The sequence below is a fragment of the Rahnella variigena genome, from assembly GCF_003610915.1.
GTDB lineage: Bacteria > Pseudomonadota > Gammaproteobacteria > Enterobacterales > Enterobacteriaceae > Rahnella > Rahnella variigena.
On record NZ_NSDJ01000001.1, the window covers coordinates 1,590,372 to 1,607,598 of the forward strand.

At 54.9% G+C, this 17,227-nt stretch carries 12 protein-coding genes and 1 pseudogene; 5 read left to right on the forward strand and 8 right to left on the reverse strand.

Annotated features, from left to right (window positions below):
• Window positions 1-55: 55 nt before the first annotated feature.
• Together panC and panB are read right to left on the reverse strand one after the other, a co-directional pair.
• Window positions 56-910, reverse strand: coding sequence for a pantoate--beta-alanine ligase (gene panC, locus CKQ54_RS07295; RefSeq protein WP_113876381.1), 855 nt, complete (start codon window positions 908-910; stop codon window positions 56-58).
• 14 nt (window positions 911-924) lie between these two features.
• Window positions 925-1,719: a 3-methyl-2-oxobutanoate hydroxymethyltransferase gene (panB, locus tag CKQ54_RS07300; protein WP_112287803.1), complete on the reverse strand. Its 795-nt coding sequence runs from the start codon at window positions 1,717-1,719 to the stop codon at window positions 925-927.
• 158 nt (window positions 1,720-1,877) lie between these two features.
• Here panB and qseB point away from each other — a divergent pair, with 158 nt between their 5' ends.
• Together qseB and qseC are read left to right on the forward strand one after the other, a co-directional pair.
• Window positions 1,878-2,564, forward strand: coding sequence for a quorum sensing response regulator transcription factor QseB (qseB, locus tag CKQ54_RS07305; protein WP_120161136.1), 687 nt, complete (start codon window positions 1,878-1,880; stop codon window positions 2,562-2,564).
• Between the two features lie 14 nt (window positions 2,565-2,578).
• Window positions 2,579-3,937 (forward strand): quorum sensing histidine kinase QseC, encoded by a 1,359-nt coding sequence (gene qseC, locus CKQ54_RS07310; RefSeq protein ID WP_167459664.1) that lies wholly within the window; start codon window positions 2,579-2,581, stop codon window positions 3,935-3,937.
• 5 nt (window positions 3,938-3,942) lie between these two features.
• Here the strand turns inward: qseC and folK are convergent, their stop codons facing one another.
• The 6 genes and pseudogenes from folK to thpR form a co-directional block, all read right to left on the reverse strand.
• Window positions 3,943-4,422, reverse strand: coding sequence for a 2-amino-4-hydroxy-6-hydroxymethyldihydropteridine diphosphokinase (gene folK / locus CKQ54_RS07315; protein ID WP_120161133.1), 480 nt, complete (start codon window positions 4,420-4,422; stop codon window positions 3,943-3,945).
• Window positions 4,419-5,820, reverse strand: a pseudogene (gene pcnB / locus CKQ54_RS07320) (polynucleotide adenylyltransferase PcnB); the annotation flags it as partial. The gene folK and the pseudogene pcnB, both read right to left, overlap by 4 nt.
• Before the next feature lie 474 nt (window positions 5,821-6,294).
• The gene (gluQRS, locus tag CKQ54_RS07325; RefSeq protein ID WP_120161129.1) at window positions 6,295-7,164 is read right to left on the reverse strand and encodes a tRNA glutamyl-Q(34) synthetase GluQRS; all 870 of its coding nucleotides are present in this window, start codon (window positions 7,162-7,164) and stop codon (window positions 6,295-6,297) included.
• Between the two features lie 62 nt (window positions 7,165-7,226).
• Window positions 7,227-7,682, reverse strand: a complete 456-nt coding sequence (gene dksA / locus CKQ54_RS07330; protein WP_112287808.1) for an RNA polymerase-binding protein DksA — start codon at window positions 7,680-7,682, stop codon at window positions 7,227-7,229.
• Between the two features lie 244 nt (window positions 7,683-7,926).
• Window positions 7,927-8,646: a DNA/RNA nuclease SfsA gene (gene sfsA, locus CKQ54_RS07340; protein ID WP_112287809.1), complete on the reverse strand. Its 720-nt coding sequence runs from the start codon at window positions 8,644-8,646 to the stop codon at window positions 7,927-7,929.
• Window positions 8,647-8,694: 48 nt separating this feature from the next.
• On the reverse strand, window positions 8,695-9,237 hold the full coding sequence (gene thpR, locus CKQ54_RS07345) for an RNA 2',3'-cyclic phosphodiesterase (protein ID WP_120161127.1): 543 nt from the start codon (window positions 9,235-9,237) through the stop codon (window positions 8,695-8,697).
• Window positions 9,238-9,333: 96 nt separating this feature from the next.
• On the opposite strand from thpR, the gene hrpB reads away from it, so the two are divergent.
• The 3 genes from hrpB to fhuA all read left to right on the forward strand — a co-directional run bounded on the left by hrpB (window position 9,334) and on the right by fhuA (window position 17,216).
• Window positions 9,334-11,775: an ATP-dependent helicase HrpB gene (gene hrpB / locus CKQ54_RS07350; protein ID WP_120161162.1), complete on the forward strand. Its 2,442-nt coding sequence runs from the start codon at window positions 9,334-9,336 to the stop codon at window positions 11,773-11,775.
• Between the two features lie 226 nt (window positions 11,776-12,001).
• Window positions 12,002-14,635: a bifunctional glycosyl transferase/transpeptidase gene (gene mrcB, locus CKQ54_RS07355; protein ID WP_120161126.1), complete on the forward strand. Its 2,634-nt coding sequence runs from the start codon at window positions 12,002-12,004 to the stop codon at window positions 14,633-14,635.
• A 352-nt stretch (window positions 14,636-14,987) separates the two neighbouring features.
• Window positions 14,988-17,216 (forward strand): ferrichrome porin FhuA, encoded by a 2,229-nt coding sequence (fhuA, locus tag CKQ54_RS07360; protein WP_120161124.1) that lies wholly within the window; start codon window positions 14,988-14,990, stop codon window positions 17,214-17,216.
• The last annotated feature ends 11 nt before the right edge of the window (window positions 17,217-17,227 follow it).

The following is a 17,227-nucleotide window of genomic DNA, read 5'->3' on the forward strand; positions in this document are numbered from 1 at the left end:
CTAAAAGTCCGAAGTTTCCGGCGGCCAACATAGTTGTCCATTTGACCTGCGCTGTCTACTGCGTCAGATCAACTTCCTGATTATCAATCAGTCGCGCTTTACCCAGCCAGGCCGCCATCAGGATCACCGCAGAGGTGCTGTCGACGGATAACTCCTGTAAGGTTTTTGCATCACGGATAAACAGTTCATCCGGTGTGAAACCCGCTTCGCGAAGCTGTTGCGCGGTTTCCTGCAACATTTCGTCGGTATGACGTTCACCCTGGCTCAGACGTTGTGCCAGCGCGTTCATGATCTTATTCAGCTGAGGGGCGATTTTACGTTCATCGGCAGTCAGATAACCGTTACGGGAACTGAGCGCCAGACCGTCTTTGGCACGCACAATCGGCACGCCGACAATCTCGATGTCGTATCCCATATCTTCCACCATCGTGCGCAGCAGTGCCAGTTGCTGGAAGTCCTTTTGCCCGAAACAGGCGACCTGCGGTTGCACCAGATTGAACAGTTTGCTGACGATGGTTGAGACGCCACGAAAATGTCCCGGACGGCTCGCGCCTTCCAGAATGGTGGAAATCACCGGCACATCAACCTGAGTCTGGGTTGCCAGACCTTTCGGATAGACTTCCGCAGGCGACGGGGCGAATACCAGATCTACGCCGCGCTTATTCAGCTTCTCGCAGTCTTCCTGCAAGGTACGCGGGTAACGTTCAAGATCATCCGCGCGCTCGAACTGCATCGGGTTGACGAAAATACTCACCACCACCACGTCGCCACGCGCTTTGGCTTCTTCCACCAGCGTCATGTGGCCTTCGTGCAGGTTGCCCATCGTCGGCACCAGTGCGATGCGTTTGTTATTCTTACGAAAATCACGGATTTCGCGACGCAGCAGCGCCACGCTGTCAATTATCAACACCAGCCTTCTCCCGCTTATTTAAAGGAATGTTCTTCGCCCGGATACACGCCTTGCGCGACCTGATCGACATACAAACGCACTGCGCCACGAATGTCACCGGCTTCGCTGAGGAAGTCTTTGGCGAATTTAGGCGTATGGCCGCCGGTGATGCCAAATGCGTCATGCATTACCAGAATCTGTCCATCAGTCACATTGCCCGCGCCAATGCCGATCACCGGAATGCTCAGTTCTTCGGTCACGCGGCGGGCCAGTTCGACCGGCACACATTCCAGCACCAGCAACTGCGCACCGGCTTCTTCGAGCATCATCGCATCTTTGATCAGCTGATTGGCGGCGACTTCATCGCGTCCCTGAACTTTGTAGCCACCGAAAATGTTCACCGACTGCGGCGTCAGCCCCAGATGGCCACACACCGGCACGGCGCGTTCGGTCAGCATTCTGACCGTATCACACAGCCAGCTACCGCCTTCGAGTTTGACCATATTGCCGCCCGCGCGCATCAGCACGGCAGCGCTTTCAAACGCCTGTTCAGGCGTGGCGTAACTCATGAACGGCAGGTCAGCCAGCAATAACGCGTGAGGCGCGCCACGGCGCACGCAGCGGGTGTGGTAAGCAATCTCTTCGACCGTCACCGGCAGCGTGGAATCCTGGCCCTGAACGACCATGCCCAGCGAGTCACCGATCAGCATCACAGAGATGCCTTGTTCAGCAAACAGTTGCGCGAAACTGGCGTCATACGCGGTAATGGTCGCAAATTTATGTTTTTCCTGCTTCCATTGGCGAAGCTGGCTCAGCGTTGTTGGTTTCATGAACACGTTCCTTTGAATAATTCATCGGATGAATATGATGCCGGTATTCTACTGTATGAGTGGAAAGTCAGACAGCACGATCACTCGCAGAGACGTTGATCCCGCTCTTAAGAAGTGATTAAGAAGCGTCAGCTATAATGGCAAAAACGGAGGGAACCATGCGAATTCTATTAGTTGAAGACGACAAGATGATCGGCGACGGTATCAAAGCCGGGCTGACAAAATTAGGTTTTACACTGGACTGGTTTACCGACGGCGTGACGGGCAAAGCGGCGCTCGACAGCGCGCCTTACGATGCAGTGATCCTCGATTTGAGCCTGCCGGGCATGGACGGAATGGATCTGTTGCGCGAATGGCGTAAGGCCGGACGAGATACGCCGGTGCTGATCCTCACCGCCCGTGATGCGCTCGAGCAGCGGGTCGGTGGCCTGCAGGCCGGTGCCGATGATTATCTGTGTAAGCCTTTTGCACTGGTGGAAGTTGCCGCACGCCTGCAGGCACTGATCCGCCGTCGTCACGGCGTAGTGACGCCAAAAGTCATTCATGGCGCGATAGAATTTGATCCCGCAGCCCGCAGCGTGATGCTTAACGGAGAAGCGGTGACACTGACCCCGCGTGAAGTCGCGGTACTGGAGCTGTTTCTCAACAACAAAGGCCGCGTGCTGGCGCGTACGCTCATCCAGGAAAAACTCTACAACTGGGACGATGAGGTCAGCAGCAACGCCGTGGAAGTGCATATTCACCATCTGCGCAGCAAACTCGGCAAAGGTTTTATCCGCACCGTCCATGGCGTGGGCTATACGCTGGGCGATGAGATAAAAACAGGTGAAGGAGGGGAGGCGTGAAGCGGGTGAAGAAACTGAAAAATCTCAGCCTGCGCCTGCGTCTGATCCTGCTTTTCTCGGTGCTGGCGCTGCTGACCTGGATGATTGCCAGCGGCGTGGCGTGGCATCAGACCCGCAAACACATCAATGAAGTTTTCGATACTCAGCAAATGCTGTTCGCCAAACGTCTTGCCGCCACCGGGCTGGGCGATCGCCTGAATCTCTCAAAAGACGCCGAACTGCCGGATACCAAAAAAATGGTGCGCAAAGGATCACGCGGTCATACCGATGACGATGCGCTGACCTTTGCTATTTTTAACCTTCACGGGCAAATGCTGCTTAATGATGGTGAGAACGGCAAACGCATTCGCTTCGATGGTGATACGCAGGGCTTTGTCGATGCGGAACTGAGAGGTGACAGCGATACCTGGCGGATGGTCTGGCTGACGTCGCCGGACGGACAATATCGCGTGGCCGTCGGGCAGGAATATGATTATCGCAATGATATGGCCTGGAGTCTGGTCAGCGGACAACTGACGCCGTGGCTGGGCTCGCTGCCGGTACTGTTACTGGCGCTGATTGTGATGGTTACGCTGGAATTGCGTCCGCTGCGTCGCGTGGCACAAGGATTGCGTCAGCGTTCGCCGGAAGATTCCACGCCGATAGTCACGGATTCTTTGCCCGGTGAAGTGCTGCCGCTGGCGAATGCGCTGAATTCTCTGTTTGCCCGTACCGGTGAAATGCTGGTACGCGAACGCCGGTTCACTTCGGATGCCGCCCACGAGCTGCGCAGTCCGCTGGCGGCGTTGCGGGTGCAAACGGAAGTGGTGCAGCTTTCCGGCGATGACGCCCAAATGCGTGAACATGCGCTGGAAAATCTGACCACCAGCATCGATCGCGCCACGCGGCTGGTGGATCAGTTACTGACGCTCTCAAGGCTGGAAAGTTTCTCCGCTCCGGAAGAACTGGAACGGATCGACTGGCCTTCGCTGGTCGCTCAAAGTCTGGCGGAACAGGATTATCGTGCGCACGGCAAAGGTATCGAATTACGTTTTGAAGAGCAGGGCGCGCCGCCTGAAATGCGGGGCCAGTCGCTGCTGCTTTCGCTGATGGTGCGCAATCTGCTGGATAACGCGATCCGTTATTCACCGGCCGGAACCTGCGTGACGGTGCGACTGAAACCGTGGGGAATGACGGTTGAAGATCAGGGGCCGGGGATCAGCGATGAACATCTGGCAAGACTCGGCGAGCGTTTTTACCGGCCACCGGGACAGGAACAAACCGGCAGCGGTCTGGGGATTTCGATCGTACAGAGGATAGCGCAGTTACATCAGCTGAAAGTTGTCTATGAGAACAAAGCAGAAGGGGGATTGATCGTACGGGTAAGCCGCTGAGCGACTTACCATTTAGTCAGGCCGTTGAGCGGAACGCGTGCGAGCAGGCTTTGCAGCGTTTCGCCATCCGGAAACACCAGATCCGGCGCCAGATCGGCCAGCGGATACAGCATAAACTCGCGGTTTTTCATATCGTAATGCGGCACTGTTAAACGCTCGGTATTGATCACCTGATCGCCATAGATCAGCATATCGAGATCTAACGTCCGCGGTCCCCAGCGTTCGGCTTTGCGAACGCGTCCCTGATTTTGCTCGATCCCTTGCGTGCAATCGAGCAACTCTTCCGGCGGTAACAGCGTATCAAGTGCCACCACCGCATTTAGATAATCAGGTTGATCTTGTGGCCCCAGCGGTTTACTGCGGTAAAACGGTGATGCGGCCACAAAGCGGGTGCGCGGCAAATGTGCCAGCGCCTCCAGCGCGCAATTTACCTGGTCAAGGGGACGGGCAAGATTACTGCCCAGAGCCAGGTAAACGCGGATCATTGACCGCCATCCTTACGCGGCGCCCGTTTACGCGGACGGCGCGGACGCGCACGGCGTGCCGGTGTCGCATCGTCACCGAGCGTACCCAGCATACTTTTTTGTGAAGCCGGTGTGGCTTCCTGGAACTCGCCCCACCACTGCGCCAGACTTTGCAGTTCGCGGTGTTGTTCGACTTCAGCACGCAGCACCAGTAAATCATAAGCCGCACGGAACTTAGGATGTTCCATCAGCTTGTGCGCGCGTTTACCCTGACGACGTGACAGACGCAGTTGCAGCGCCCAGATGTCACGCACCAGCGTGGTAATACGTTTCGGAATGGCCAGCGTACGGCACTGCTCGTCGAGCACGTCGTTCATTGCCAGCGCGAAGGCGTCGTAATATGTCAGACCGCCTTCCTGCGCCAGTTTTTGTGCGTGCTCAATCACCGGATACCACAGCATTGCCGCAAACAGGAACGCCGGATTGACGCGCTGATCGTTATGCAGACGGTGGTCGGTATTTTTCAGCACCTGGATCAGAATGTGTTCCATCGGGCTGTCGCCTTGCTCAGTAAACTGGCGGGCAATCAGCGGGAACAAAGGCTGGAACAGCTGGTATTCACAAAGCTTTTTATATGTCTCGTAGCCGTAACCGGCCTGCAAGAGCTTCAGGGATTCTTCGAACAGACGCGCTGGCGGAATTTCCTGCAACAGCGTGGCCAGACGCGGGATCGGCTCGGCGGTTTCCGGGCTGATCTTCATGTCCAGTTTGGCGGCGAAACGCACAGCGCGCAGCATACGGACCGGATCTTCGCGGTAACGGGTTTCCGGATCACCAATCAGACGAATGATGCCGTTTTCCAGGTCGCGCAGACCGCCGGTGTAATCGCGAACGGTAAAGTCAGCAACGCCGTAATACAAACTGTTGATGGTGAAGTCACGGCGCTGTGCGTCGTCTTCAATGGTGCCGAAAATGTTATCGCGCAGCAGCATGCCGTTGACCGCCTGCTGGGACACGTTTTTGTCTTCGGTTTCTTCGTGCTGTTCGTGGTGACCACGGAAGGTGGCGACTTCGATGATTTCCGGGCCAAACATCACGTGAGCCAGACGGAAACGACGACCGACCAGACGGCAGTTGCGGAACAGTTTACGCACCTGATCCGGCGTGGCGTTGGTGGTGATATCGAAGTCTTTTGGTTTTTTATCCAGCAGCAAATCGCGCACGCCACCGCCAACCAGGAAGGCTTCAAAGCCAGACTTGTTCAGACGGTAAAGGACTTTCAGGGCGTTTTCGCTGATATCACGACGAGAAATATTGTGCTCATCGCGGGGGATAATGGTCATCGCACGGGTTTCACCGGCGTAATCAAATGACGGACGCGGTTTCTGTACGTGTTCGACAGAAGGACGCGGAGCGCGAGGTTCGTTACGCGATTCATTACGGTCAGTACGCTGATCGTGATGACGATCGCCACGGGAATCGCTGCGTTCGCCACGAGGCTGATAAGGGGAAGAAGAGCGGCGGTTGTTATTATTGCGGCGGTCGCCCCGGTTCGCGTTGTCATCCCGACGGCCGCGATTTTCACGGCGTTGCTCGTTGTCACGACGTTCAGGATTTTTTGCCTTCACATTGCCTTCGGCCACAGGAGACGGATCACGACGGGGATTTTCCTCGCGATTAGGTTCTCCATGAAGCGCGGCTTCGTCATGAACAGCCTTTTCTTCACGAACGACTTTATCTTCACGAACTAGCACCTTACGGCAAAAATTGGCTACTCGGGTAAAAATGGTACACCTCGATAGTGACTGAAAAAATTGGCGTGACGCAAAAACAGCGGCTAATCATAGCTCACAGTAGCCGCTTTGAGAATGCCGATGTCACATCTGCGCAGCATTAGCGCCCCTGATGCGGGATATCGGCTGTCGTCCACTGTGCTGTCGCCCAGCGTAATAATAAAGGCAAAGTGTAATCCTGCCAGTTTTCCGGCAGCCTTTGGCCTAAAAATTTCAATGCGTTAATGATAACCGGACGCGGATCGCCTTCCGGCAACGCGGGCGCGTGATTCTGCTTGGAAAGCTTATCGCCATTTTCATTGAGCGCCAGCGGTAAATGCAGGTATCCGGGCTGCGGATAACCTAAATGCCGGTAAAGGGAAATCTGGCGCACGGTCGGTTCAATCAGATCCGCGCCGCGCACGATGTGATTTACACCCTGAAAATGATCATCTACCACCACCGCCAGATTATAGGCAAACAGGCCATCACGGCGGCGGATAATAAAGTCTTCTTCAGCGAGTTTCGCGCTGGCCTGTAAATGCCCCTGAAAATCGTCATCAAAACCGTACACAGGCAGCGTCTGGCGCAGGCGGATGGCGGCATTTTCTGCACCTAAATTTAAATCACGGCAATGGCCGTCGTAGGTTCCGCCGGTTTGCGAAATACGCTGGCGGGTACAGGTGCAGTAATAGCTTTTTTGCTGCTGATACAGCCAGTCCAGCGCGGCACGATAGGCGTCATGACGTTTTGACTGCCAGACGACCTCGCCATCCCACTCCAGTCCGTAGCGTTCGAGCGTGGCTAAAATGCGGTCAGCGGAGCCCGGAATTTCACGCGGCGGGTCGATATCGTCGATGCGCACTAACCATTTGCCGTTTTGCGAACGGGCGTGCAAATAGCTGCCAAGCGCGGCAATCAGAGAACCGAAATGAAGGTCACCGGAAGGTGAGGGGGCGAAACGGCCAGTGTAGTGTTGTTCTTGCGGCATAAAAATGGGGTATGGCGTTAAAAGGGAACGCGGTGCATGACGCACCGCGTGGGACCCGAAACTTAGCCAGCCATCTGCTTTTCGCGGATTTCTGCCAGAGTCTTACAGTCGATACACAAATCAGCGGTAGGACGAGCTTCAAGACGGCGGATACCAATCTCAACGCCACAGGAATCACAATATCCGAAATCCTGGTCTTCCACTTTTTTCAGTGTTTTTTCAATCTTTTTAATCAGCTTACGTTCACGGTCACGGTTACGCAGTTCAAGGCTGAACTCTTCTTCCTGTGTTGCCCGGTCAGCCGGGTCAGGGAAGTTAGCTGCCTCTTCCTGCATGTGTGAAACGGTACGATCTACTTCATCCCTGAGCTGATTGCGCCATGCTTCAAGAATCTTTTTGAAGTGAGCCAGCTGAGCGTCGTTCATGTACTCTTCGCCCGGCTTCTCTTGATACGGCTGCACCCCAGCGATAGCGAGAATGCTCAAGGACGACGTCTTACGGGTTTGGCCTTCTTGCATGATGCTTCTCCTACATAACACGCACTATGTTCATCCGCTTTTTATGCCGCATATGACTGCAACATGCAGGCTTCGAACATTTCGATCCCCAACGGGGGAAAAAATCAGGCCGCTATAAATAACAGAAGGCAACGAGGTTGGCAATTATTCCTCGCAGGTGCTTGACAAGCCTGTGAGGAAAAGCGTATTCGCGACCTGTTTTTTATGCCGCCGACAGGTAATTACAGGGTTATCCGAACTCTTTTTATTGACTGACTGATGTCGTCACCAGCGGTAATCTTTCTGTGAGGCGGATACCCTCCGCAGAAAGTTCGGCACCGTAGCACATCACCTCAACACCCTTGTTTTGAACATACGTCAGTAATTCGGTATAACGCGGATCAATATGGTGTGCTGCGGACACGCTTTCAATGCCTGAATGTAAAACAGCGAAGAAAAGTACCGCCCGCTGCCCCTGTTCTGCCATCGACTGTAACTCGCGTAAATGCTTCTGACCGCGCAGTGTGACTGCATCGGGAAAGAATCCCCGTCCCTCTTGCAGCAACGTGACAGATTTCACTTCAATATAGCAGTCAGGTTGATTTTCTGCCTGTAACATCAAGTCTATACGGCTATTTTCGGTGCCATATTTTACTTCTGATGTGAGTTTACTGTAACCGGATAATTCCGGTATGCGTTGCGCCATAATGGCTTCGCGTACCAGCTGATTGGCCCGCAGCGTATTGACGCAAATCCAGTGATTTTGCTGTGTTTCCGTCAGTTCCCAACTGTGCGGATATTTGCGTTTGAGATTGTCGGACGTGGAATACCAGACGGTGTCGCCGGGTGTCGCGCAACCGGTCATCGCGCCGGTGTTGGCGCAGTGCAGGGTCAGTTCGGTGCCATCGGGCGTGATCACGTCGGCGAGAAACCGTTTGTAACGTTTAATGAGAGTGGCAGATTGAAGCGCAGGCTCGAAATGCATGAGGGTTTCCGTGTGAAATACTCTGGTCAAAGAGAATGCTAAAAGAGATCAGGTTTCCTGCATATCGCCCAGCGGCCAGGTTTGCAGGCAGTGGTAACGGGTGCGTCCCCGTTCAAACAGCGATTCGTACAAACTGAATTCGGTGGCATCCAGTTGCCAGCCAGGTGTGGCCGGAGGAATATTGACCGGGCGCGTCGCATTGCGGTACAGCGACACATGCGGGTGGAACGGCAGTGTACTCTGATGACAGCCGTTGCGCGCTGCGTGGGATCGCAATACGGACGCCAGCTGCAACAATGCGTTGGGCGCGCGCCGGGTGCCAATCCATACCACGCCGGAACCCGGCCAGTGGCCGATATCATCCAGTATCAGGCTGAATTTTTGCCCCTGAATGCGTCCGGCGGCGCGGGTCAGCGCGGCTTCCTTGAGGGCGCTGACTTCACCGAGAAATGCCAGCGTAATATGCAGATTAGCGGCTGCGACGGGGCGGCCGGTTTCCGCCGGAAAATTATCCGCACGCCACTTAATCACCTGCTTTTGCATTTTTGCAGGCAGGGATAAGGCGAAGAACAGGCGGCGTTCGGCAGACATAGAAATTCCTGTTAAGACGAATCACGGCAACATGCCGGATGTGGGGCTAAATGCTACAATGCCCGCCGTTTAAAGTTAACTCTCATGGTGAATTCATTGCCTTCTTTGCCGGTCAGCGCCGTACTTGAACCGCTATTAGCCGCACTGCAGCAGGCGCCGCAGGTGCTTTTGCTTGCCCCGACCGGTGCCGGTAAATCGACCTGGCTGCCGTTGCAGTTGCTCAAACAGGCTAATTTGCCGGGCAAAATTCTGCTGCTCGAACCCCGTCGTCTGGCGGCAAAAAACGTCGCCTTCCGTCTGGCGCAACAGCTGGGTGAAACGCCGGGGCAGACCGTGGGTTATCGTATGCGCGCTGAAAGCAAAACCAGTGCCGCAACGCGCCTTGAAGTGGTGACTGAAGGTATTCTGACCCGCATGGTGCAGGCGGATCCTGAACTGACCGGCGTGTCGATGGTGATCCTCGATGAATTCCATGAGCGCAGTTTGCAGGCCGATCTGGCGCTGGCGTTATTACTCGATGTGCAGAATGCGCTGCGCGATGATTTAAAAATCCTGATTATGTCGGCGACGCTCGACAATCTGCGCCTGTCTTCTTTATTGCCGGATGCGCCGGTGATTGAATCCGCAGGCCGCAGTTTCCCGGTCGGGCGGCAGTATCTTTCCCTTGCCACGCACGAACGGCTGGACGAAGGCGTGGCGCGCGTGGTCAGCCGTCTGATGGGCGAAAATCACGGCTCGATGCTGCTGTTTTTACCGGGTGTTTCTGAAATTACCCGCGTGCAAAATCTGCTGAACGGCAGGCTGGCGGCGGATGTCGATCTCTGTCCGTTGTACGGCGCGTTGTCGCTGGAACAACAGCAAAAAGCCATTCAGCCCTCCTCCGCAGGACGCCGCAAAGTGGTGCTGGCGACCAATATTGCGGAAACCAGTCTGACCATCGAAGGTATCCGTCTGGTGGTGGACAGCGGTCTGGAGCGCAGCGCGCAGTTTGATCCGCGCAGCGGCCTGACGCGGCTGGTGACGCAGCGCATCAGTCAGGCGTCGATGACTCAGCGCGCGGGGCGTGCCGGACGTCTTGAACCGGGATTGTGCTGGCATCTGTTCAGCAAAGAGCAGGCTGAACGCGCCAGTGCGCAGGCCGAAGCGGAAATTCTGCAAAGCGATCTGAGCAGTTTCTGGCTGGAGTTGTTGCAGTGGGGCTGTCAGGATCCGGCGCAACTTCAGTGGCTGGATAAGCCGCCTGTCGCCGCATTATCTGCTGCCAAAAATCTGTTACAGCAGCTCGGTGCCACCGATGTGCAGGGAAAACTTACCGCCGCCGGACAACGTATGGCACAGCTTGGCTGTGAGCCACGGCTGGCGGCGATGCTGATTGCGGCTGCAACACAAAGTCCGGACGCACTGGCAACGGCAGCCTTACTGGCCGCCATCCTCGAAGAACCGCCACGCGGCGGATTACCGGATATCGATTACTGGTTCAGCCGCCCGCAGGGCAACTGGCAGCGGCGGGCGAAACAGCTGGCGCAGCGCACCGGTGCAAAAAGCGGTGAGCCGGATGCTTCCCTTGCTCCGTGGCTGCTGGCCCGCGCTTTCAGTGACCGTATCGCACAACGCCGCGGCGAAGATGGGCGCTATCTGCTGGCGAACGGACTGGGTGCGTCTTTGCCGCAGGATGACGGGTTAACCCGCGCGCCGTGGCTGGTCGCCCCGCAGTTATTACAGGGCAACAACAGCCCGGATGCCCGCATTCTGCTGGCTGTCTCGCTGGATATCACGCAACTTCCATCGCGCCTGCCCGATGTCGTTAAAGAACAGACGGCGGTGGAATGGGATGAAGAAAAAGGCACCCTGCGCGCCTGGCGACGCTGGCAGATTGGCCGGCTGGTGCTGAAAGCGAATCCGCTGGCGAAGCCGGATGACGAAGAACTGCAACAGGCACTGATCGACTGGATCCGCACACAGGGTTTGCAGGCGCTGAACTGGTCGGTGGCGGCAGAACAACTGCGGCTCCGGCTTCTGTGTGCCGCAAAATGGCTGCCTGAGGCCGGCTGGCCGGCTGCCGACGACCAGGCTTTGCTCGACGGTCTGGAACGCTGGTTGCAGCCTTCTTTACAGGGCGTTCGCTCGTTAAAATCACTGCAACAGGTTGATTTGCATGATGCCTTATTAAGGTTGCTGGACTGGCAACAACGTCAGCGTCTTGACAATGCATTACCGACACATTACACCGTGCCGACTGGCAGTCGTCTGCCAATCCGTTATCATGCAGACCAGCCACCGGCACTTTCGGTGCGGATGCAGGAAATGTTCGGCGAGCAGCGCAGCCCGCAACTGGCGGAAGGCCGCGTTGCGGTGGTGCTTGAGTTATTGTCACCGGCACAGCGTCCGTTGCAGATAACAGCCGATCTGGCCGCTTTCTGGCAGGGATCATACCGCGACGTGCAAAAAGAAATGAAAGGGCGATATCCGAAACATCCGTGGCCGGACAATCCGGCGGAGGCGCTGCCTACGCGCCGGACGAAAAAACATGCGTCCTGATGTCTGTCTGAGCTTTTAAAAATTGTGCAGGAAAGGGGCGATTTTTCAGACATTTCTTCTGGGCGAAATCATGAGCGGGGCACAGAGTAAGCGCCTTGCGGCCTGAACTTCAGGCCATCAACAGTATCTTTTTGAAATACAGTGTTTTTTTGAAATCAAAAATGAAAATGACTCAGCTAAGCAGAATCATTATGACGAACACAGCAGCACGTTGGGAGATTGACTGATGTCTGGCGATGATCGCGAGCCGATTGGCCGTAAAGGTAAACCTGCCGGGCGGAAGCCTGCGCGGGCTCGTCCCGTTCGCCGTAGCCGCCGGGATGACGACTACGATGATTATGAAGAAGAAATCGATGACGAGTATGAGGATGACGATGAGTACGAAGAAGAACAGGAATCGCGCATGAGCCGTAAAGCACCGCCGCGTAAAGCCAAAAAAGGCGGAAAAAAGAGTTTGAAGCGCCGTATTTTCTGGCTGTTAGTCAAACTGTTCATCGTTTTTCTTATTCTGCTCGGGATTTATGCGTTTTACCTCAACAAACAAATCCATGACCGCATTGATGGCGGTAAAGTCTGGCAGTTGCCTGCGGCGGTCTATGGTCGTCAGGTAAACCTTGAGCCGGACATGCAGATCAGCAAAGCTGAGATGGTCGGATTGCTGGAAGGTACGCAGTATCGCGAAGTGACGCGTATCACCCGTCCGGGCGAATTTACGGTGCACGCGAATTACATCGATTTGCTGCGTCGTCCGTTTGATTTCCCGGAAGGTAAAGAAGGGCAGGTGAACGCCCGCCTGATGTTTGATGGCAGCAGCCTTGCAGAAATTAAAAATCTGGATAATCAGCGTGATTTCGGGCTGTTCCGCCTCGACCCGCGTCTGATCACCATGTTGCAGGCGTCGAATGCTAACGGCGAACAGCGTCTGTTCGTGCCGCGTTCCGGTTTCCCGGATTTGCTGGTCGATACTTTGCTGGCAACGGAAGACCGTCATTTCTATGAACACGATGGCATCAACTTCTATTCCATCGGCCGTGCGGTGCTGGCAAACCTGACCGCCGGTCATGCGGTGCAGGGCGGTTCTACGCTGACGCAGCAGCTGGTAAAAAACCTGTTCCTGACCAACGAACGTTCACTGAGCCGTAAAGCACGTGAAGCCATTATGGCGATCCTGCTGGACGCGGATTACAGCAAAGACCGCATTCTTGAGCTGTATCTGAACGAAGTGTATCTCGGCCAGAGCGGTTCCGATCAGATCCGCGGTTTCCCGCTGGCGAGCCTGTATTACTTTGGTCGTCCGGTGAATGAACTGAGTCTGGACCAGCAGGCATTGCTGGTCGGCATGGTGAAAGGTGCGTCGCTGTATAACCCGTGGCGTAACCCGCAAATGGCGTTGCAGCGTCGTAATCTGGTGCTGCGTTTACTGGTTGATCAGAAAGTTATCGATCAGGAACTGTATGACATGCTCAGCGCCCGTCCGCTTGGCGTGCAGCCGAAAGGCGGCGTGATTTCGCCTCAGCCTGCGTTTATGCAGATGGTGCGTCAGGAGCTTCAGGCCAAACTGGGCGATAAAGTTCAGGACATGTCAGGGGTGAAAATCTTCACCACGCTGGATCCTATTTCTCAGGATGCGGCGGAAAAAGCGGTCGAAGAAGGCATTCCGTTATTGCGTAAGAAAAGCGGCCTGAATGACATCGAAACCGCGATGGTCATTGTTGACCGTTATACCGGCGAAGTACGGGCGATGGTCGGCGGCGCGGAAACGCAGTTCGCAGGCTTTAACCGTGCGATGCAGGCGCGTCGTCAGGTCGGTTCTCTGGCTAAACCGGCGACTTATCTGACCGCGCTTTCTCAGCCGGACAAATACCGTCTGAACACCATTCTGGCCGACCAGCCGCTGACGCTGAAACTGGCAAATGGTCAGACGTGGTCACCGAAAAACGATGACCATCAGTTCCGTGGTCAGGTTCTGCTGGTGGATGCGCTGGCGCGTTCCATGAACGTCCCGACGGTAAATCTGGGTATGGCGGTAGGGCTGGATAACATCACCCAAACGCTTATCAATCTGGGGATCCCGAAAGAATCCCTGAACCAGACGCCGTCGATGCTGCTTGGTGCGATTGCACTGACGCCGATGGAAGTCGCGCAGGAATATCAGACCATTGCCAGCGGCGGTAACAAAGCGCCACTGTCCGCGGTGCGCTCGGTGATTGCGGAAGACGGCACGGTGCTTTATCAGAGCTTCCCGCAGGCGGTTCGCGTGATCCCATCCCAGGCGGCGTATCTGACGCTGTATGCGATGCAGCAGGTTGTGCAGGAAGGGACCTCGCGCGCGCTGGCGAACAAGTTCCCGAAACTGCATCTGGCAGCAAAAACCGGTACCTCGAACGAACTGCGTGACAGCTGGTTTGCGGGCATCGACGGCAATCAGGTCGCGATTACCTGGGTTGGCCGCGATAACAACGGCCCGTCCAAACTGTGGGGTTCAACCGGTGCGCTGGTGCTGTACGGACGCTATCTGGAGAACGGCACACCGCAGCCTCTGGATCTGCAAATGCCGGAAGGCATCAGCACGATGAACATTGATGGCAGCGGTAACTTTGTCTGTGGCAACAACAGCGGCGGAATGCTGGGCGGCGGTGGCGCAACGCGTTCCATTCCGGTCTGGACGGATTCGCCGGACGCCATGTGCCAGGCTTCTGTGACCGCTGTTCAGCAACAGCAGCAGCAACAACAGCAACAAATGCAGCAGCAACAACAACAGCAATCCGGGCAACAACAACAGCCACAATCTCAGGATGAGAAGAAAGACAGCAACGGCGTTGCGGGCTGGATCAAGGATATGTTTGGCTCAGGCAACTAAATATCCGTCATCCTTCAAGCTGGCTCGGCGTTGGCTGCCTTAAATCAACCTGAATGATTTAGGATATTGGATTAATTACAAAAAAGGGTGCGATGAAAATCGTGCCCTTTTTAATTGTTATTCATAACGCAAATTAACCCGCCACGTTTTACATTTTCCGCAAACCCGTCACATTCATTCCCGTTTAATTTATAGGCGTTTTTACCCATGTTTAACATGGGGATATTTTTTATTCATTCAGACGATCTATATGTGAATTAGTGTTGCAGGCGGGCAAGCATTGCGCATAATATGCGACGGTCATAATAATAATTATCGTTTACATTCCCATTTCCACTCCAGAGATTATGCAATGGCTTCTCAACGCTCGCTTTCAAATTCTGTCCCAAAAGGCGCATTTAAGCGTCGGACGTTAGCTTTAACCATTACCGCAACACTGGGTACTGCCGCATTTTACGCCGGTGCCGCCACCACCGCGCCTGCGAAGGAAGATACCATTAATGTGACGGCTTCTTCTGCTCCCGAAGCGGCACAGGAATCTGCATGGGGCCCTGCGGCGACCATCGCAGCAAAACATAGCGCTACCGGTACAAAAACCGATACGCCACTGGTGAAGACACCACAATCTGTTTCCGTGGTGACTCGCGAAGAAATGGACATGAAGCAACCGGTGACGGTGAAAGAAGCCCTGGGTTATACGCCGGGTGTCTTTGCCAGTCGCGGCAGTTCTAACACCATCGACGCCATGGCAATCCGCGGCTTCACCTCTGTTAACACCAACCAGTATCTCGACGGCATCAAACTTCAGGGCGATAACTATTCTGAAGTATCGATGGATCCGTACATGCTTGAGCGTGTCGAAGTACTGCGCGGGCCTTCTTCCGTTTTGTACGGTAAAAGCAATCCGGGCGGCGTTGTCAGTATGGTCAGTAAGCGCCCGACCACTGAACCGCTGAAAGAAGTGCAGTTTAAAATGGGTACAGACAACCTGTACCAGACCGGATTTGATTTCAGCGATGCCATTGACGATGCAGGCGTGTATTCCTACCGTCTGACCGGTGTGGCGCGCAGTCAGGATGCGCAACAGGAAATGGCGAAAGAGAAACGCTATTCCATTGCCCCGTCTTTCTCATGGCGTCCTGATGATAAAACTGACTTTACCTTCCTGAGCAATTTCCAGAACGATCCGGATGCCGGTTACTACGGCTGGTTGCCGCGTGAAGGTACCGTGGTGCCGTATTACGACGCCAACGGTAAAGCACATAAACTCCCGACAGATTTCAACGAAGGTGAAGCGGGTAACCGCATGTCCCGCAACCAGAAAATGGTCGGTTACAGCTTCGCGCATCAGTTTGATGATACCTGGACGGTGCGTCAGAACCTGCGCTACACCAAACTCGATACCGAATATAAATCCGTTTACGGCTTCGGTTACCTCGGTAACGGCAACATTACGCGTAGCTATGTTCAGTCCAAAGAGAAGCTGGCGAACTTTGATGTCGATACACAGGCACAGGCCAAATTCGGCACCGGCGATATCGATCATACCGTGCTGGCTGGTGTTGATTACATGCGTATGCGTAACGATATTGACGCAGACTATGGCAGTGCAAGTAACCTGAATCTGGCGAATCCGCAATACGGTAACGGCAACGTTTCCCTGTACTTCCCGTACGAAATCCTTAATCGTCAGGAACAAACCGGTCTGTATGTGCAGGATCAGGCGGAGTGGAACAAGTGGATCCTGACTGTTGGCGGTCGTTACGACTTCGCGAAAAGCTCAACCTTTACCCGCACGACCAACAGCGCGTCGCAGATCAACGATGAGCAGTTCACCTGGCGTGGCGGTCTGAACTACCTGTTCGACAACGGTATTTCTCCGTACTTCAGCTACAGCGAATCCTTTGAACCGACCGCAGGCGCGACCAAAGAAGGGAAGCCATTCGATCCTTCAATGGGCAAACAGTACGAAGCCGGGATCAAATACATCCCGAACGATCGTCCGATCAGCCTGACGGCAGCCGTATACCAGCTGACAAAAGACAAAAACCTGACGGCCAACCCTGCTGATGCCGCTTTTAGCGTTCAGTCTGGTGAAATACGTTCACGAGGTGTGGAACTCGAAGCCAAAGCCGCGGTTAACGCCAACATCAACGTGACGGCGTCTTACACCTACACCGATGCAAAATACACCCATGACACCAATTTCGAAGGCAAGCGTCCTGTTGAAGTACCGGCGAATATGGCGTCTCTGTGGGCGGATTATACCTTCCACGAAACTGCGCTCAGCGGCCTGACAGTCGGTTCCGGTGTGCGTTATGTCGGTGCCAGCTCAAGTTTCTACACGGCGAACGGCGTGAATGCATCCAGAGAGAATGAAGCGTTCAACGTTTCGTCCTATACGCTGGTAGATGCCACAGTGAAATACGATCTGGGTCGCTTCGGCCTGCCAGGTTCTTCCGTGGGTCTGAACATCAACAACTTGCTGGATCGCGAATATGTCGCCAGCTGCTACCGCGATTACGCCTGTTACTGGGGTTCAGATCGTCAGGTGGTTGCAACTGCCACATTCCGCTTCTGATATCCGTCGTA